The 19,363-nt window shown below is 39.2% G+C and carries 17 protein-coding genes; 14 read left to right on the forward strand and 3 right to left on the reverse strand.

What is annotated here, in order from left to right; all coding sequences use genetic code 11:
* Positions 1-269: 269 nt before the first annotated feature.
* On the reverse strand, positions 270-1,667 hold the full coding sequence (locus tag BMW59_RS08055; RefSeq protein ID WP_245733004.1) for an MATE family efflux transporter: 1,398 nt from the start codon (positions 1,665-1,667) through the stop codon (positions 270-272).
* A gap of 121 nt (positions 1,668-1,788) precedes the next feature.
* On the opposite strand from BMW59_RS08055, the gene BMW59_RS08060 reads away from it, so the two are divergent.
* From BMW59_RS08060 to BMW59_RS08110, 12 genes are all read left to right on the forward strand, one after another.
* Positions 1,789-2,667, forward strand: a complete 879-nt coding sequence (locus BMW59_RS08060; protein WP_093049972.1) for an AraC family transcriptional regulator — start codon at positions 1,789-1,791, stop codon at positions 2,665-2,667.
* A gap of 136 nt (positions 2,668-2,803) precedes the next feature.
* The gene (locus tag BMW59_RS08065; RefSeq protein WP_093049975.1) at positions 2,804-4,507 is read left to right on the forward strand and encodes a methyl-accepting chemotaxis protein; all 1,704 of its coding nucleotides are present in this window, start codon (positions 2,804-2,806) and stop codon (positions 4,505-4,507) included.
* 404 nt (positions 4,508-4,911) lie between these two features.
* The gene (locus tag BMW59_RS08070) at positions 4,912-6,237 is read left to right on the forward strand and encodes a sugar ABC transporter substrate-binding protein (protein ID WP_093049978.1); all 1,326 of its coding nucleotides are present in this window, start codon (positions 4,912-4,914) and stop codon (positions 6,235-6,237) included.
* A gap of 72 nt (positions 6,238-6,309) precedes the next feature.
* Positions 6,310-7,620 carry a sugar ABC transporter permease gene (locus BMW59_RS08075; protein ID WP_093049981.1) on the forward strand — a complete coding sequence of 437 codons (1,311 nt, stop codon included), beginning with the start codon at positions 6,310-6,312 and terminating at the stop codon, positions 7,618-7,620.
* A gap of 23 nt (positions 7,621-7,643) precedes the next feature.
* Positions 7,644-8,486: a sugar ABC transporter permease gene (locus tag BMW59_RS08080; protein ID WP_093050388.1), complete on the forward strand. Its 843-nt coding sequence runs from the start codon at positions 7,644-7,646 to the stop codon at positions 8,484-8,486.
* A gap of 300 nt (positions 8,487-8,786) precedes the next feature.
* The gene (locus BMW59_RS08085; RefSeq protein ID WP_093050391.1) at positions 8,787-9,830 is read left to right on the forward strand and encodes a LacI family DNA-binding transcriptional regulator; all 1,044 of its coding nucleotides are present in this window, start codon (positions 8,787-8,789) and stop codon (positions 9,828-9,830) included.
* A 159-nt stretch (positions 9,831-9,989) separates the two neighbouring features.
* Positions 9,990-11,099: an AI-2E family transporter gene (locus BMW59_RS08090; protein ID WP_093049985.1), complete on the forward strand. Its 1,110-nt coding sequence runs from the start codon at positions 9,990-9,992 to the stop codon at positions 11,097-11,099.
* Positions 11,100-11,135: 36 nt separating this feature from the next.
* Positions 11,136-11,513, forward strand: a complete 378-nt coding sequence (locus tag BMW59_RS08095; RefSeq protein ID WP_093049988.1) for a rhodanese-like domain-containing protein — start codon at positions 11,136-11,138, stop codon at positions 11,511-11,513.
* Positions 11,514-11,644: 131 nt separating this feature from the next.
* Positions 11,645-11,788: a lmo0937 family membrane protein gene (locus BMW59_RS21345; RefSeq protein ID WP_143051210.1), complete on the forward strand. Its 144-nt coding sequence runs from the start codon at positions 11,645-11,647 to the stop codon at positions 11,786-11,788.
* A 75-nt stretch (positions 11,789-11,863) separates the two neighbouring features.
* Entirely contained in the window at positions 11,864-12,133 is a 270-nt protein-coding gene (locus BMW59_RS08100; RefSeq protein WP_093049990.1) for a hypothetical protein, read from the forward strand.
* A gap of 148 nt (positions 12,134-12,281) precedes the next feature.
* Complete coding sequence (locus BMW59_RS08105) at positions 12,282-13,124, forward strand: YitT family protein (protein WP_093049993.1); 843 nt, start codon at positions 12,282-12,284, stop codon at positions 13,122-13,124.
* Between the two features lie 104 nt (positions 13,125-13,228).
* Complete coding sequence (locus BMW59_RS08110) at positions 13,229-13,744, forward strand: BsuPI-related putative proteinase inhibitor (RefSeq protein ID WP_093049996.1); 516 nt, start codon at positions 13,229-13,231, stop codon at positions 13,742-13,744.
* A 124-nt stretch (positions 13,745-13,868) separates the two neighbouring features.
* Here the strand turns inward: BMW59_RS08110 and BMW59_RS08115 are convergent, their stop codons facing one another.
* Together BMW59_RS08115 and BMW59_RS08120 are read right to left on the reverse strand one after the other, a co-directional pair.
* The gene (locus tag BMW59_RS08115; RefSeq protein ID WP_093049999.1) at positions 13,869-16,799 is read right to left on the reverse strand and encodes a DEAD/DEAH box helicase; all 2,931 of its coding nucleotides are present in this window, start codon (positions 16,797-16,799) and stop codon (positions 13,869-13,871) included.
* Positions 16,792-17,826 (reverse strand): hypothetical protein, encoded by a 1,035-nt coding sequence (locus tag BMW59_RS08120; RefSeq protein WP_177174239.1) that lies wholly within the window; start codon positions 17,824-17,826, stop codon positions 16,792-16,794. The genes BMW59_RS08115 and BMW59_RS08120 overlap by 8 nt, the downstream gene beginning before the upstream one ends.
* A 94-nt stretch (positions 17,827-17,920) precedes the next feature.
* Here BMW59_RS08120 and BMW59_RS08125 point away from each other — a divergent pair, with 94 nt between their 5' ends.
* Positions 17,921-18,526, forward strand: coding sequence for a hypothetical protein (locus BMW59_RS08125; RefSeq protein WP_093050005.1), 606 nt, complete (start codon positions 17,921-17,923; stop codon positions 18,524-18,526).
* A 169-nt stretch (positions 18,527-18,695) separates the two neighbouring features.
* Complete coding sequence (locus BMW59_RS08130; RefSeq protein WP_093050008.1) at positions 18,696-18,965, forward strand: NifU N-terminal domain-containing protein; 270 nt, start codon at positions 18,696-18,698, stop codon at positions 18,963-18,965.
* Positions 18,966-19,363: the final 398 nt, after the last annotated feature.

The following is a 19,363-nucleotide window of genomic DNA, read 5'->3' on the forward strand; positions in this document are numbered from 1 at the left end:
GTAATGTAAAAATACTAGCAATCGCATAAAAAATTGCTCGTATTCTATTATATTTAACCAAAATTATTCAAGAATGTCAAAAAGGAATCTGCCCGTAAAAGTTTTACAGTGATAAAAAGTCAGGAAGAATATTAGAGCGATAAGGGATACGAGATTTGTCAGAAAATAATGTAAATAGTCTAATAAATTATTATAAAAATATAAATAAACGATAAAACGAAAGAATAATTTTTATATATTTATATTTATACATGTTGATGTATATAATATCAACCTTGCTGTGTTTTATTTTCTTTTTCCTTATCTTCAGAAACGAAAGACATCTTTTCCCATTTTCGGGTTTTCCAGCGGCGAAGCATGAGAAGACCCCTTAACCATTCATCCATTATAAGGGCAATCCAAACACCGATAAGGCCTAAGCCAAGCCAGATACCGGCGGTGTATGAAACGGTTACAGACACTCCCCACATAGACAATATACCTATGTAAACAGGAAACTTAACATCTCCTGCAGCTCTGAGGGAGTTTATGACAATAAGGTTAAAAGCTCTGCCGGGTTCCAATATAACGGTCAGGATTAAAAGAATACTTCCAAGTTGGATAATCTGTGTATTGTCAGTGAAAATGTTTAAAATCTGTTCTCGGAATACAGCAAAAGTAAAAGCAGTAAAAGTAGAGACGCTCATACCGATCCAGAGGCTCCTTAAACAACGTTTGTAGGCTTCTTCATATCTTTTTTCACCTATTAAATGACCTACAAGGATCTGAGTCCCCTGCCCGATAGCAATGGAGAAAAGAAAAGCAAACATCATGATATTTAAAGCATAGACACGTGTTGTTAATGCTGCAGTGCCCATCGTTGCTACGAAATAGGTGATGACCATCTGTGATGTATTGTATGAAAGGTGTTCCCCTGCCGACGGAATACCTATTCTCAGCAAATCACGAAGCTCTTCTTTAGGAAATCTTTGAACAAGAAAAGCCCACGGCAATTCTCCTTTTACCCGTTTGTATAATACAATAAAGAGAATGACTGTACCCAACCCGCGACTGAAAGCCGTGCTTAATGCGACACCTGTCACGCCCAATGCAGGGGCTCCAAATGCCCCGAAAATTAAAATGTAATTCCCGAGCACGTTGATGACATTCATTCCTAAAGTGACGTACATAGCATCTTTAGTATAGCCATGGCTCTTAACGATTGCCGATAAGGTCATTAGTAATGCCTGCACAAATGCAAAACCGCCGACGATTTGTAAGTAGATTAAAGCTGTGCTCATTAATTCTTCCGGAAGGTTCATAGCGAGCAGAATTTGCCGTCCATATAAAAATAATACGAGGCTCAAGCCAAAACCGAAAATGACATTTGTACATATGGAAACAACTGCAATATGTGAAGCTTTTTTATTATTATTTGCCCCCAGGTTTTGGGCAATCAGTATAGTAGTTCCCGTAGCGACAAACCCGAACATCACTATAATAACGCTCATGATCTGGTTTGAGACACCTACCGCTGCTACCGCATCATCGTCGTACTGGCTAAGCATTAACGTATCTGCGTTTCCCATCAGCATATGCAGAAGAATTTCTATAAAGATCGGCCAAGTCAGCGCAAAAAGAGTTAATTTATGACGTCTGTCAGTCTGGTTGTCTTTCAATACAAACACCTGCTTCTGCTTTTAATATTTTCTAAAAGGTTATCTTCTAATAATAAATGAGTGTATAGTAACTTTATATTCAAAAAAACGAAATGTCTTGTACAAAACCGACTTATTAGGAGGCAGACTTATGGATACTATTCGGACAGTCGTACCCCCGCTTCCCGTATTTATTAAAGGAGCGAAAGGAATATTTACAAAAGGTAAAACACACTTTCGGCGTAACTTTCACATCTTTGATATTTTATTTGTTACTAAGGGAGCTTTATATATGAAGGAAGAAGAAAAAACGGCAGTGGTAAAAGAAGGCGAATATCTTATATTAGCTCCCTATAAAGAGCATTCAGGTCACGCACCTTGCGAGGAAGATACAGAATTTTTCTGGATCCATTTTATTCTTCCTTCTTCTTACGAACTGGTTGAAGATGGCGAACTTGACTGGTCTCATATTGTTAAAAGGAAACATACTTATACGGAATCAGACCTTTATGAACTTTATCTTCCGCGTTTAGGTAAATTTACACAAACAGAACAGGCTGAAGCGATTTTTTGGAAACTTATACAGGCTAATGATACAAACGACCCCGGAGAAAAAATGAAACAGCAGACATATTTTTTTGACATTATCATTCATATACAAAAAAATGCGCTGGAATTACCTACAAGCGCTCAGAAAATTGCGAGCCTTTCCATTCAGTTTATTGAGAAACATTATGGCGACCCTGCCTTTCGCGTGAAAGAAATTGCGCAGGAACTTCTTTATCATCCGGATTATGTGTCAAGGGCACTGAAGAGTACCATCGGGATGACACCTGTTCAGTATTTGAATGATTACAGGCTTTCAAAAGCCAAAAAACTGTTACAGGAAGATAGTAAAGACCTTCAGACTATATCAAAAGAAACAGGTTTTTCAGATGTTAGTTATTTTTCAAGAGTCTTCAGGAAAAAGGAAGGAATGACTCCCGGACAATATAGAAGACAGGTTAATTTAACTGACAATAACAGGTAAATATAAAATAGAACTATATTTTTCCTGATCTGTCCATGGTATAATTTAACTAGATGCAAGCGCTTGCGCGATGGGCGATGTGGTTCTAAAGGTCTGCGAAGGTGCATGTTGAACATATACTTGGCGGGGGGATGAAATGAAACAAACTAAAAAGAGAAAGATGGGAAAAGAAAGAAAATTGATTTACAGGCTATACGGGCTGACTGTTTTTATATTACTGGTTTGTATTCTCTCTGGTGGAGTAATTTATTATTTCAGCCAGGATGTACAAAACCAGAGTGAACTCCTGGAAGAGACAGCTGCTTTTCATCAGGATTATACTCAATTAGTCAACGGGCTTAAACAGGTGAGTTTATTAAAATACCAGCTTACCACTTCAGGTTACAACGAAGACCATATTGAATCCGTTCAGCAGGTTTTAACTGAGACAGACACTCTTTACTCGAGTTTGGAAAAGAGTATTGCCGGTGATGAAGAATTAGAACATTATTTTAGGTTTTTAAAAGATGTCGTAGAATCTTATGATGCCACTTACCATACTTATTTTTCAAGCATTTATGTAGGAAATGAAATAGAGGAGATACGGAACAGAGTTTCTCCGGTAATTACACGTAACGAACAGTCAGTGAATAATGTTAATGAACGCATGCAGAATTATTTGGAGGCTGAAAGAGAAGGAGCCTCTTTGGCCCTTGAATCTTCATTAGCTGTAACTGAAAGAGTCACAATGACAGCTCTTACAGTATTAATAATGGTTCCTCTTATATCTTTGCTTCTGTTCAGCAGAAATTTAAGCAGAGGGGTACAAATTGTCAGAAAACGAATAAACGAATACTCTGCTGGAAATTTAAGCTATGATCATATAATTGACAGGAACGATGAGTTCGGTCAAATAGATTTAAGGCTAAAAGATATGGGGGGGAGGTTATCAGCTCTATTAAAGAAAAATGATGAAATAAGTGGAAATGTATTATCGGTAGCAAAAGAAACCTCCGAAATGTCAGCTGTTCAACTGGAAGGGATGAAGAAAATAGAAAAGACGATGGACGAGTTTGCAGGCGGCATGGAACGGCAAACTGGTTTTACAGGCACTATTTCTGCTACCACAGAAGAAGTTTCAGCAAGCTCTCAGGAAATTCAATATTCAATTGAATATATGAATAAGCAGATTAAACGGATAGAAGATGCTTCAATCCAAGGGACATTATTAATGAAGGAACTGGAAAAATCCATGGAGGAATTTAAAGAAAAAACTGGAAATACGTCGGGCAGGGTTGCAGGCATGCAAGAACAGCTCGTCCATATTTCATCATTTTTAAATGGAATTGACGATATTGCAGAGCAAACTAACCTCCTTGCAATTAATGCGTCGATCGAAGCTGCTAAAGCAGGAAAAGAAGGAAGGAGTTTTGCGGTCGTAGCTGAAGAAATCCGTAAGCTCTCCCAAGGGACAAACAGGTTTTCAAGGCGTACAAAAGAGGTCCTGAACACACTGCATAAAGAATCGGAAGATGTAGTTGGCTCATTTGAAGATTTTATATTAAACAGTGAAAGTGCAAGGGAGAAGACTGCTGCCTCTGCCAAGCTATTTAAAGAATTTTCTTTAGAAAGCGCAAAAATTTCGGGTGAGCACCTTGAGATCAGTGAATCAATTTCTCAAATAAATGAAGCGATTGCTGAGGTCGTTCACTCTGTATCGGAATTAGCAGATAGTGCAAACGTATTGCAGGAAAAAAGCGGAAGTGTAAACTCTATCATTACTAATCAGACCATGCTTCAGGAAAGACTTGCTGCTGAAACAGAGACGCTGGAAGAGATGGCACAGAAACTAAAGAGTTAAGAAGACACAGTTACGTAACAATTGATATAAACTTTTAATAAAAAAGGTTGTGTTTTCTGTAAGGATGATAGTATAATAAAATCATAAGTTGGTGCAAACGATTTCACGAGATTCTCGTGGAATTGTTTTATACCACTTAGTGCAAACGGTTGTCTCGATTTGCATTTTCTATTTTCCGGTAAACTTACCTCCAATAAAGTTATGATAAATCTCTTTATAAGAGTATTTCTAACTAAAGCCGATAGAGGGCAGGACGGTAAAGCGGGTAATATAACAGCCCGGTTTTGCAAGCGATTACTTAACAGGCTGGATGATCCTGGCAGACCAGTTTCCGGAAAAGGCTTTGCAACATTAAGGCAAACAGGTTGCACAAACAAAAACACTTTTTTATAGGGGGAAATCACATGTTTAAAGGCAAATCGTTTCTGTTATCGTTAATGCTTCTTATTGTATTGTCGATCGCTCTTGTGGCTTGTGGAAACAACGATGAAACAGATTCACCGGCAAACGGTGGAAACAACGGCAACAATGCAAATGTCACTGATGATAACAATGATGCAGAAGGAAATGAAGGTGCTGCAGACGGAGATGCTCCGGAAAAGCCTGAAGAGCTCACTATGTGGGTGAATGATGAAGATGCCCAATTAGACGCTTATGAAGAAATTACTGAACGTTTCACTGACGAGTATGGCATTGAAGTTAGTATTACTCCATATTCTATGCTGGATCAAACAGAAGGCATGTCTTTGGACGGACCAGCCGGACAAGGCCCTGACCTTTTCTTCCAGCCGCATGACCGCATGGGTGACATTCACCTTCAAGGTTTAGCTGCTGAACTTGAATTGACTGATGACCAGCTTGACCGCCTTTCTGAATATAACGAAGAAGCGGTTCAGGCATTCAGCTACGAAGGGATTCAATATGGGATTCCGGCTGTAGTGGAAACGTATGCGCTTTTCCGCAACACTGATTTAGTTCCTGACGCTCCTGAAACAATGGATGAATTAATGGACATTGCCCGTGACCTGACTGATGGAAGCACTTACGGATTCTTAATGGAAGCGACTAACTTTTATTTTACTTATCCGTTCTTAACTGCTCCTGGCGGTTATGTGTTTGCCCAGGATGAAGATGGTGTTTATAATCCTGAGGATATTGGTCTAAACAGTGATGGTGCTGTACAAGGTGCTGAAGTCATTCAGTCCTGGTTTGACGAAGACCTCATGCCTAACGGTATTGACGGCGATATTATGAACGGACTGTTTACAGACGGTCAGGCAGGTATGGTTGTAACAGGCCCTTGGTCAATTCCTGAGTATGAAAATGCTTTAGGCGACAGTCTTGAAATTTCTCCTCTTCCTGAACAGAATGGAGAAGTATTAAGCTCTTTCTCTGGAAATAAAGGCTGGTTAGTGAATTACTATACTGAAGATGAGTATTGGGCTACTGAACTTGCTTTGTTCATTACGAACCCTGAAAACTCAGAAACTTATTTCGAAGTAGCTGGAGAGCTTCCTGCACATACAGCTGTAGAAATTGAAGACGACTTAATGTCACCAATATTTGAACAGACTCAGCATGCACAGCCAATGCCTAACATTCCTGAAATGTCACAGGTTTGGGAGCCAATGGAAGATGCACTGCAGTTTGTTTCCCAGGGAGACGATCCGCAGGAAGTGCTTGACGAAGCGGTTGAGCAAATTCGCGAACAGATTTCGATTATGAATTAATAATCAATAGTGAGGAGGGATTGGAGAGTTCATCTTTCCAATCCCGAATCTTTCAATCAGGAGGAAGCTATTATGGCTACAAAAAACAGTCACGACAGAGATAATAATATAGTCAACCCGAAGCATAATCCGACTGTAGCTGCGCTGCTTTCAATTATTCCGGGACTCGGACAGGCTTATAACAAACGTTATGGAAAAGGAGCCGCCTTATTCATTCTCTTTGCTGCTTTTGTCATTGCGATGATTGATTTCATCACCACAGGGCTTCAGGGGTTGGTGACATTAGGGGAAGTTCCGCGTGAGGATGACTCGCGTGTCTTCTTAAGTAATGGAATTCTCTCTCTTATTTTCACAGCATTCTTTTTAACTTTTTACATTTTAAACATCCAGGATGCCTTTAAAGACGCAAAGAGAATACAATTAGGCTGGAAGGTCCCTAACATCAGGGAAGGGTTTAAAAATGCATGGGATACCGGTTTTCCGTATCTTTTAGTAGGGCCAGGGTTATTCCTGCTTATGTTTGTAGTTGTTTTTCCATTGTTGTTTATGGTTTTCCTGGCATTTACTAACTATAATTTATATAATGCGCCGCCAAGGCATTTGCTTGAGTGGGTAGGTTTCGAAAACTTTATTAACCTGTTTACAATTAATGAATGGCGTAACACATTTATAAACGTTCTGTCCTGGACTCTGATCTGGACATTTGTAGCCACCACACTGCAAATCGCTCTTGCTATGTTCCTTGCAATACTTGTTAACGATCCAAGGGTTAAGTTCAAAAAGCTTATCAGGACAGTATTTATTTTACCATGGGCGGTTCCTGCGTTCGTTACTATTATTATTTTCTCAGCTATTTTTAACGATAACTTTGGGGCTATAAACCTGCAAATTATTGAGCCATTATTTAATACCAGGATTCCATGGCTTCAGGATCCTTTCTGGACAAGGGTAGCCTTAATTCTGATTCAGGTATGGCTAGGGTTCCCGTTTGTTTACGCCTTATTTACCGGGGTTCTGCAAGGGATATCAAGCGACTGGTATGAAGCGGCTGATATTGATGGAGCGAACCGCTGGCAGAAATTCCGTAATATCACATTCCCGCACTTAATGTTTGCCACAGCACCTTTACTGATTATGCAGTACTCGTTTAACTTTAATAACTTTAATATTATCTACCTGTTTAACCAGGGCGGGCCTGCTGTCCGCGGACAGACGGCTGGCGGATCCGATATTCTTATTTCCTGGATTTACGGGCTTACATTTGAAAATCAGCAGTTTAATATGGCAGCAGCCATTTCAATCATTTTAGGATTGCTCGTAGCGACTTTTGCGTTCTTCCAATTCCGTCGTTCACGTTCCTTTAAAGAGGAGGGAACTTTCTAATGAGTACGAAAAATCGAAAACCAATGAGCAAAAAACGGAAAAATTTACTGGAAATGATCGGAATATACACGGTCATTGGAATTATGTTTGTGATAATTTTGTATCCTTTGTTATGGACATTAGGAGTCTCATTTAATCCCGGCAGGGGACTTTACGGAGCACAGATTATCCCGGATAACTGGTCACTAGCACACTATGAATGGCTGTTTTTTGACCCTAGAAGCAACTATCTGACCTGGTATAAAAACACGTTAATAGTTGCATTATCAGTGTCAGCCTTGGCGACCTTTACAGTTGGATTAACCGCCTATGCTTTTTCCAGATACAGGTTCAAAGGAAGAAAAAACGGGTTATATGCTTTCCTTCTTCTACAAATGTTTCCGGTACTGATGGCGATGGTGGCATTGTATATCCTGTTAAATACTGTCGGTTTGCTTGACAGCTTAGTCGGGCTTATCATTATTTATATCGGTGGAGCGATTCCGATGAACGCTTTCCTTGTAAAAGGCTACTTTGACACACTGCCGCGCGAACTGGATGAGTCAGCTAAAATTGATGGGGCAGGCCATTTCAGGATCTTCTTCCAGATTCTGCTCCCGTTAGCTAAACCAATCTTAGCGGTTGTTGCCTTATTTAACTTTATGGCTCCGTTTATGGATTTCATTTTGCCAAGGATCGTATTAAGAAGTCCGGAGAATTTCACTCTTGCTCTTGGCTTGTTCAATTTTGTAAATGACGAGTTTGCGAACACGTTTACACGGTTTGCAGCCGGTGCTATTCTAATTGCAGTACCAATTGCGTTAGTGTACTTGTTCCTTCAAAGATATTTAATTTCCGGGCTTGCTTCCGGAGCAACAAAAGGGTAACTCAATACGGGGAGAGAGACTTGCTCTCTTTCCCGTTTCTTAATTACTGATAATTTAAAAAGAATTTAGGTTCTTTTTAAATTATAAATAAACAGCATGATAGTTTATTTTAAGTTATTATATAATCAAGTTATAAACACCTTTATTTAAGCTGATACTATTTTAAGAGATTATTTTTTCACGCGCAGGGGATGGAAACTCTATAATAATACTACTGCTGCAGTACTGTGGTTGATAATACTGGGGACTGTTTCCTGAAACGTCAAAGCAGATCTTCATAACAGAAGGGAAGTAAAAGTGATGGCAGTGACAATTAAAGATGTAGCTAAAATTGCAAATGTCGCTCCTTCTACCGTATCCCGGGTGATTGCAAACAGCCCAAGAATCAGTGAGCGGACAAAAGAGAAAGTGCGTGAAGCGATGAAAGAGCTTGGATATCATCCAAACTTTAACGCACGCAGTTTGGCAAATAAAAGTACTAAAACACTCGGGTTAATTATGCCTAATTCAGCAACTAAAACGTTCCAAAACCCTTTTTTCCCTGAAGTTATCCGCGGGATTAGTACGAAAGCTCACCAGCTGGAATATGGACTGTACCTTTCTACAGGACAATCAGATGATGAAATATTTGAAGAAGTGCAGGATATGGTGCAAGGAAAACGGGTGGACGGAATTATATTGTTGTACTCAAAAGTAAACGATAAGGTAATGAATTACTTATATAACGAAAAGTTTCCTTTCTCAGTGATTGGCCGGCCGTACGATGTTGAAATGAAAGAAATAACGTATGTTAATAATGATAATTTTAAAGCGGCAAAAACAGTTACTGAGTATCTGCTCCTGTTAGGTCATGAAAGAATTGCCTTTATCGGAGGAAATCTTGAAACGGTCGTGACTTTGGATCATATGGAAGGGTATAAGAAAGCGTTAACTAATGCCGGCATTGAACCAAAGAAAGAATATGTCGTATTCCATGAAGAATTGCAGGAAGGCGGACAGGAAGCGGTTATTGATTTAATGAGCCTCAGTGAACGTCCGACTGCTCTTATTGTAGCTGATGATATTATGACATTCGGTGTAATGAGGATGCTGAGTGAAATGGAAGTCCGGGTGCCGGATGATATTTCAATTATCAGCTTTAACAATGTTATGATTTCAGAGCTGTCCTCTCCTCCAATGACAACAGTGGATATAAACATTTTCAGCCTTGGATATGAAGCAGCCAATTGTTTAATTGAGAAGATTTTAAATCCTGAGACAAAACCTAAACATGTTATTATTCCTCATAAAATGATCAAAAGGCAAACATGCCAGCGGATCGTTAAGCGCCTTACAAAACAATGATAGTATAAAAAGCCTGCTGCCCGATAAGGAAAATTTCCTTTTTAGGGCAGCCTTTTTAATTGGTAAATTAAATTAATGGGAACACTTGACATTCTACTTTAACAACGCAAACATATGTTATAATTTACTCTATTGATAGATAGAAAAGAGGGAAGGGCATTGTTTCAGTCGCGGTTTTTTAATGTTTTAGCAGCTATTCTGTTAATATTTCTGATTATATTAGTCGGAACTCATATATCTTTTATATTCCGGCCTCTTGTTGTATTTTTTCAAACACTGTTTATTCCATTTTTGATAGCCGGGGTGCTCTTTTATTTACTAAGGCCGGTCGTCCATTTTTTACATAATTACAAAGTGCCGCGTCCGATGGCCATTCTGGCCATATATTTAGTGCTGATAGGGCTTATTACTTCTTTTGTGATAGTAGTGGGGCCCATTCTTCAGAGGCAGGTAACCAACCTGGTGGAAAATGCGCCGATGCTGTTTGAAGAACTGAGAAGGCTTTTAATTCAGCTGGAGGATAATGAATGGGTTGCCAGGTTCCAGCAGACAGAAAATTTTTCGATAGAGGAACTTACAACGAATCTGACTAATTACCTTTATGAAGCTTTTGATTTCATAACGACGAATATTGCCGGTTTTATAGGAGTAGTGACTAATGTTATACTAATTTTTATCGTCGTTCCATTTGTGCTGTTTTATCTTTTAAAAGATGGAGACAGGGCACCTGATCAGATGCTTCGCTTCCTGCCTGAAAAACAACAGGCTGAAGGACGCCGGATTCTTAAAGATATGGACGATAAATTAAGTTCATATATTCAGGGGCAGATAATTGTCAGTTTCTGTGTCGGTGTATTAATGTACTTTGCGTTTTTAATCATTGGCATAGATTATTCCTTAATTCTTGCTCTTGTGGCCATGTTTACTAATATCGTACCGTTTGTCGGTCCGTGGATTGGGACAGTGCCCGCTGTAATTGTGGCGATTATAGATTCACCGCTGATGGTTTTATGGGTCGTCCTGGCGATTGTTATCGTCCAGCAAATTGAGAGTAATTTAATTTCACCCCAGGTTATGGGAAGAAAACTGGCTGTCCACCCTTTGACGATCATTGTTCTCATACTTGTAGCCGGAAGGTTTGCCGGCCTGTTAGGGCTTATACTGGCGGTACCACTGTACGCAGTAACAAAAGTAATTTTTTCTCATTTGTACCGGTTACTCCAGCTCAGAAGGAAGATTGATGAAGAACTGAATGAGAATAAAAGCTGAGGGTGAAACTATATTAATTTTATGAGGTGATTGGATATGAGTAATTTGAGGGATGGTATTAAGCAAGTTGATAAAGAAGGATTAAAAAACATTTTATCTGTTAAAGATCCAAAGCAGATAGTTATCGATGTACGAGAACCGGACGAATATGACGCCGGGCACATACCGGGAGTTCCCCTTGCCCCTATGCATACAATTCCAAACTTGGTTGAAGGCTTTGATAAGGATAAAGAATATATCTTTGTCTGCAGAAGCGGGAACCGGTCTCAAAATGTATCGTTGTTCCTGAAAGAGCAGGGAATAGAAAATGTTGTAAACTTTGATGGCGGTATGCTTGACTGGGACGGAGAAACATCGGCTGGTCCGGAAACTGAGATTAAAAGTCCAGAGGAATTAAAAAAGTTTAAAAAGTAGATAAAATTACCTATTTTCCTTCTGCAAAACGCGCAGAAGGTTTTGTTTTTTCCTTTATTGGTTATATCACAAACTAAGGCAGAAGAATTTTATGCATTTTAAACACGCTAGTAAATAAAGGAGGAAACAATATGCTTTGGACAATTGTAGGTATTATTATTTTAATGTGGTTATTAGGATTCAGTTTTGAAATAGGTGGCGGTTTAATTCACCTGCTGCTGGTTATTGCGCTTATTGTAGCGATTGTAAATTTAATTACCGGACGGAAAGCCTGACGGAATGAACTAAAAAATTGACCCCATGACATCCAAACTAATCATCAAAAAATGAGAGAGGAAGGGGTGGGCAATTTGGCAAACAGATGGCTTACATCGACACTGCTTGCAACTGCAATTGCTGCCGGAAGTTATTATTTAGGAAAAGACCAGAACAGGGAAAAGTTAACCCATAACTTTAATCGAGTCAAATCTAAGCTTAAAAAAGAAACAAAAGAAGAGCATGACCCTTATTTAACAGAAAAAGTCGGTCATTCAGATCCTCAGGACGTGGAAGACAATTCTATGGTAAATGAGGGAGCTATGTATTCAGTAAATTACTATAATGAAAAGCTGAAAAATTAAGGCGTAAAGAAGCCCCGTAGTCCATCGGGGCTTCTCTTTATGTGGGAACCGAATTGTACTGCTATTTTTAATTAATATCAAAGTTTTAAGAGAAGGAAGCCTGTTATAATGAAAGAAAAATAGAATAGCAGTAAAGGAGGCAGGAGAGGTGTTTCAAAAATTAAATTTATTAGAAGAAAGTAAAGTTTTTACGGTGGCAGCCTTAAGCGGACTGGTTTTAGCCATGAGTCTTAATTTATTTTTAATCCCCGCAAACGTTTTTGCCAGCGGATTTACAGGTTTAGCACAAATTTTAGCTGTATTTTTCCCTTTATCGACAGGGATTTTACTGTTTATATTAAACATTCCTGTGGCTGCCATAGGGTGGTATAAAGTAGGGAAAAAATTCACGTTATACAGTTTTGTTAATGTTGCATTTACAACTCTTTTTCTTGAAATTATTCCTGTCCAGAGTTTTTCAAACGATATTATTTTAAATTCTGTATTTGGAGGAGTTATAGGCGGGATAGGAGCAGGAGTAGTCCTTAAATGGGGAGCGTCGTCTGCAGGGGTCGATATATTGGCTTTGCTTGCAGCAAAGAAAAGTGACCGGCCGCTCGGTGTTTATTTCTTCGCCATGAATGCTTTTATAGTAATGGCTTCCGGTCTTATGTTTGGCATGGAGAAAGCTTTATACACGTTACTGACTCTTTATGTTGCATCACGTATTATCGATACGATACATACCCGCCACGTTAAATTAACGGCGATGATTGTGACCAGCAAAGCGGATGAGCTTCAGGAAGCCTTTCATAAAAAGGTAACCAGAGGTGTTACACGACTGCCCGCTAGAGGAGGCTATTCAAGAGAAGATAAAGAAATGTTAATGATCGTTATTACAAGGTATGAATTATATCTGCTAAAGCAGGTTGTTGAGGAAGTGGATCCGCAAGCATTTACAAATATCGTTCAGACGACTGGAGTCTTCGGGATGTTTAGAAAAGATCACTAATGCGTGAAACTTACGAGGACAGGTAACGACTAAAAGACAAGAATTAAATGAAAGGAACGAGCATAATAAATCACTGACAGCATTTATTTGGGAGGAGGAAAAACATGGGGCGCTTAAAAAAAGCAATTATTTTCATTTTTTTATTAGTGTCATTTATGTTAACTGCTTGCGGTCAGGCAAATAATAATGCTTCCAATGAAAACAGTTCACCAGGAAATGAAGAGGGAGGAGCAGAGACTGTGGAAAAAGATGGATTGACTTTTACAGCAGAGACAGAGGAAAAAAATGAGACTTTAATAATCAGGCTTATTTTGGAAAACACCAGTGACGACTCAAAAGTAGTCGAATTCTCTTCCGGTCACCAGTTTGATATTGTGATTCGTGATGAAGAAGGAACAAAGTTTTATAATTTTGCAGAAGGAAAAATGTTCACCCAGGCCATCATTAAAGAAGAACTGTCCCCCGGCGACTCTCTCACGTTTGAAGATGAATGGAATTACAGTCACTTAACTTTCGAATCTTTAAAAATCGGCGCAAAATTAAATATTTACCAGATAGATGGACAGCCGATGGACGAACAGCCATATCAGTTAGTTATCCCTTATGAAAACAATCAGTAAATGCTGGAGCATTCATTAGGAATTAAAAAACACCCCAGGTTTTAGATCACTTCTAAAATTTGGGGTGAGTTTTTGTTCCGGCTGCTATTAAGAGGCGTTTGACGGCGGGGGTCAGACCCCCCATTTATTGGAAGGTGAATAACTCAGTCAGTTCATCTTTAGACAACGTCCATATTGGCAACGGCCGACCATCAATAACTGCTTTGTGAAGATGGTTTTTTTCTTTAATGAGATGTGCGATCCGTTCTTCAATAGTCCCTTTTGTAATGATTGTATGAACATTTACCGGCTTAGTCTGGCCGATCCTGTGGACACGGTCGGTGGCCTGGGCTTCAACTGCAGGATTCCACCACCGGTCAAAGTGCAGGACTTCCGTAGCTTCTGTAAGGTTCAGCCCGAAACCGCCTGCTCTTAAAGAAATGACCATGAAAGGGACAGTCTGAGAGTGCTGAAAGGTATTAATCATTTCTTTTCTTTCTGTTGAGCTGAGTCCCCCATGAAAGAAAGGAATGGAGAGATCCCACGCAGCTTTTGCATAAGACTGGAACAAGTACCCTATATAACGGTATTGAGTAAAGACTAATCCACGTTTCCCTTGAGCCTGCCACTCTTCAATCAGCTTCACAGCTAAATCCCATTTTCCAGACCGTCCTTTCGAAAATGAACGTCCGTCAAGAGCCTTTGTCAGCTGGCCGGGATGGTTGCAAATCTGTTTCAATTTTGTCATTGTTTTAAAAAGTTGGGCCCGCTGGAATTCTTCAGACTGATCTTCAACTGAATCAGACCATTCTTTTGTGACAGCTTCATATAATACCATTTGCTCTTTCGTCAAACTAACAGTATGTTCTGTGATATTTTTTTCAGGCAGCTCCCATTCCTTCAAAAATTCATTTTTAGTACGCCTTAACATAAAAGGACGAATGATGGCTCGAAGCTTAGTCATATTTTCTTCTTTCCTGTCTTTGTCCCTGCTTTGTAAAAAGTGTTCTGAAAACCACAACTTATCTCTTAAAAGACCCGGGTTTAAAAGGTCCATCAAACTCCAGATTTCAAACGGATGATTTTCAACAGGAGTCCCTGTTAAGGCTATTTTATGCCCGGCAGACAGAGCTTTCAGAGCTTGCCGCTGTTTTGTCCGTGAATTTTTCAAGTGCTGTGCTTCATCAAAAATACAGCTGGTCCATTTAACGGTCTGTAAATGCAAAATATCTTTAGCGGCGACTGCATAAGAACTTATGACAATGCGGGGATATGGTTGCCCGTTATTTATTAAGAGCTTCCTTCTTTCATCAGGAAGGCCTTCATATACTAAGAGATTAGTATTTTCAGTATGTTTTTCTATTTCTTTTATCCAGTGATGGACAAGACTGGAAGGACAAACAATAAGAAAGGGCTCATCCGGTTTAGTGTGCTTCGCCAGTTCATCCATATAAGCGATTGTCTGCAAGGTTTTTCCGAGTCCCATGTCATCAGCCAGGCAGCAGCCAAAGTTGAGTTTTCTCATAGTCAGAAGCCAATGGGTCCCTGTTTGCTGGTATGGTTTTAAAAGTCCTTTCCAATAAGGGGCCAAAATAGCATCTCTATTATTTCCTTCAGAAAAATTAAGCAATTTCTCTGCCTCGCTGTTTAATTTCCACTCAATAAATTCGTCCGCTTGCGACACATGCGTTAGTGATTGTACGTCATTTTTCTGTATAAGGCTTCTTCTGAAGGCATCAAAAAAAGAGAAGGACTCATCATGCATCGTTTTATCGATCCCATCAAGAAGTTTTTCTGCCATTTCGGCATCCCATATTACCCACTGGTTATTTACTTGAAGAATGCGCTGCTGCTGGTTCACTAATTTCCTGAATTCTTCTTCATTAATGTCTTTATCAGCAATTGTCAATTTCCAGGTTATATGGCTCCTTACCCACGGTGAAAAAAGATCCTGATCATCTTTATCTTCAAACACAGAAATAACCGCCTTTGCCCTGGGAAGAACTTTTCTCTTTAAAGTCTCAGGGATAAGAACAGATATACCTTGATTTTCTAACTGGGAGACCTCATTAAGTAAGAAATCTGCAAACACTTTTTGTGAGACCTCCAAATGATAACAAGATGGATCCTTAAAAGAAAAAAACACCTGTGGATGGCTGGATTGAATAAACTGGCTTTTCAGCCATGGAACAGGGTTAGTCCGGAATGGATGTGATCCGGCCGCAATATGCTCCAAAGCAATCATATGGCCCGACTGCCACTCTTTTACAAACCATTCCATTTTCCAGCCCTGATTTGAAGAAATGGGTTCATGGATGGCAAGCTGAAGCTGGAAAGGTTCTGGCGTTTCTCCGTTCCAATATTTTAAAGCCACGGGGTAAATATTTTTTGGAAGTAGATACGACCTCTCTTTTTCTTCAAAACTATCTGTCCATTTTTTAATATGCCTGTCAGAAGTATGTTCAGCTAATCTATTTTTATAATTAAAATAAAGCCCCGCTAATTTTTCAGAGCTTAAAAAGTACTCTTGGAGCCATTCTTCCATTACAGGCAATAAAGAAGAGGAGAGGGGTTCTTCTGCACCCAGCTTTGTTCCAGTGGCCGTCTTATTCATAAACGGAATCTTTAAATTGCTTAATTTATTGGTGATATGACGGGAAAACCGCCAGACACCGTCTCTTCCAGGGTAAATATCCTCAATATTTAACCGGTTTGTCAATTCGTCTATAAAAGAGAGAAATGAGGAAAGTGAATGATGAAAAACGTATTCCTGGTCAGTTTGGTCAAGACCGGCAAGAAGATGGACCTCCCCCGCAGGAATCCACACACCCGCAATTTCAATTTGCTTTTCGTTTTTCAGTTGTAATTTAAATGTCCTGATACTAAACGCCACTCCATAAAAAGACAAAGAATGGGTATGAAATAAACGTTGTTTAAATTGTAGTGGATTGGAATGTGTCAACTTGTATTCTCCCGCTTGGGAAAGTTTCCCGTTAAAAAGGAAGATACCTTTCTCCTTACCGGTTGTCTCCGCAGCTAACATAATTTCCCTTGTCAGTGCAGGACTTTCAGCCATACTTTTTCAACTCCTCATTAAATGCTTTGTAACTTTTATATTTAGATTTTAAAAGAGACAGAAATAAAGACCAGTTTTTTTCCTGATTTAATATAAACATGTTTTCTTTAAGTCCTGACAGAAATGAGGCCGCCACTTTGTAATGCTTAGTTGTTTTCTTTTCTACAAGACTTTCAATCCATTGCATATAGAGTGGAAGGGTGAGCTCTGGCCTTTGTGCAGACATTTCCTGTACAAAGTTCTTTTCTTCAATACTCTGCAAAAGCGGGTCAAGCTGGTGCCGTCTTAAAAGTGTAAACCCTAAATCAAACTCTTTGTGGTAAGTAAGTATTTGAAACAGTGTGCGCCTGGTAGGGGGGTGGCTGATTTGCAGGGCCAGACTATTAATGGCGTACGTTCTGGCTTCTTCTTTTTCTTCCGGGCTGCCGATACGATTGTAATACTCTTTATATAGTGAGAAGTGAGGTCTTGCGAGCCATCGTCTCAGCCATTGTATGTGCTGCTGTTTTTCTTCCGCGGTTTTTTTTTGAATATAACTGGGAAGTTTAACAGAAGGGAAAGCCTTGTTAAATTGTTCAATAAGCGGCCGGTGCCGGTCATCCTGCTGTACATTTAAAACAGTCTCGCAGGAAACCTGCTCAACCATTTTTTGAAGTGTCTTTTCTGCTTCGTGTTTTCGAAACGTATAAAAACCAAGTGTGAGAAGAAAGTTTTTCATCTCAACAAAAATATATAAAAGAATCACTAAGCGTTTTTTTTCTGACAATAATGAGCCGTTTATGTCCCTTGATCCAAGGCTCAAATTATTAATCCAGTCAGGCAATTTGTTAGTAAGAGAGGCGTCGCTAATCCACTGATCACAAAACGACTGTATTTCCTGCCTTAGTCTTTTGAGTTCTGTTTCTGAAAGGGAGGGTATTAGGATACAGCTGTTAATATCTTTATACATAGTCATCATCCCTTCCCCCATTTTATTAGTCTGCCTTCCAATTGTATACGGAAGCAGGAAAATGAACAAATCGTCCAATTTGATAAAAATTAAAGTCTTTTTTTACTTGCCTCTCATAAAATGGATAATATAAATTTACTTTTTACTCAGGAAAATTGAAAGGAGTATACGTATGAGCGAACCTGCCTTCCGTGCTCAGTTTAAAGATATCAGGATTGAATTGCCCCGTCCAATGTTAAAGTCGTTTATTCATAAATTGTTATCCTCAAATTATAAGTTAACCTGGAGACATGACAAGAACGGTATTGAGTTAGTTATTCAAACCGGAGAAGATCGTCTGTTAATCCCCATGAAATTGGAAAGTGAAAGGAAAACACTCGTGGAAGTGAAAGAGCTTGAGGTAATCACAGAAGAACTGGCTCTTTCGATAGAAGATTTGATTACCGATTGCGGCGGGAGCGGGGTCGTGCGGACTTTTGTAGACGGTATCCACTGTGTAAGCTATTTCGACCAGGGAAAAATAGTCTCAGTTCTTAAAACGGAAGACGGAGAAGATATTACAGTTGCTGATTCAGTCAGCTCTATATCACCTCAGAATAAAAAACAGCATTCTTCAATAAAACAGTTTGTTGTTAATGCCGAGATTGATTATTATTTAATGGAATTAAAAGAGGCGCTTGATAAAAATGACCGAAGCAGTGTCACTCATTTGAAAAAAATACTATCAAGGCTGGCCTTGAACAAAAAACAGCTCAGCTCTGTTAAATCCCAATGTTAATTTTTCAGAGTCTTTAAATAGGTAACAATATAGTGTGTCCAGCCGGCTGATGACTATTTCAGCCGTTTTTTCTTTTATGTATGCTCTCTTAAATCAGCCTGGATAACTTTATATTTAGGAATAAAACGTGTTAAAATTAATTAACTTACATAGAGGGAGGTTTTTAATTATGGCTATAGAAGTAAGAGGCGAACCAACTCCAAATCCAAACGCAATGAAATTTACTGCAAATAAGGTTCTATTTGAAGGGTCAGGAAGTGCTTCTTTTAAAAAAGGGGAAGCTACAGATCATCCGTTAGCAAAAGAACTACTGGGACTCGAAGGTGTAGATAACATTTTTGGTTTCCAGGACTTTGTAACGGTCAATAAAGAAATGGATGCTGATTGGGATTCATTGCTTCCAAAAATCGAAGAGGCTTTTGGGAAGGTTTATGATTGACAATTAACAGCAGTGAAATGAACCAGGATGGGACAAAATAACAGGAACGTAAAGCAATCCGAACAAATTTGTTCGGATTTTTGCTTTTGTACTTAAAAAATATAAACTCTGACAAAGAATAAAGACAGTTTAATCTGCCGGTGTACTCCTCGCGAAGGCTTATACCACAGGCATAAGTGCAACATCAGCTCGACAGAAGCTCGCTGTGTTTTCTTTACCCTAGGGCTTCTCTTCAACTAACTTTCCCGAAGGATTTCTTCGGGAAAGTGGATTTTCAGACTGCGCTCATCCTCCGGGTGTCCTCGCCTTCATTCACCGGCAAATTATATTTTTGGAGTTTGTTATGCAATTTTTTCACTTCATACATGGGTAAATTCAATTCATTCTGTTGCTATGTT

The sequence above is a fragment of the Salipaludibacillus aurantiacus genome (assembly GCF_900111295.1).
In the GTDB taxonomy this organism is placed as follows: domain Bacteria; phylum Bacillota; class Bacilli; order Bacillales; family Salisediminibacteriaceae; genus Salipaludibacillus; species Salipaludibacillus aurantiacus.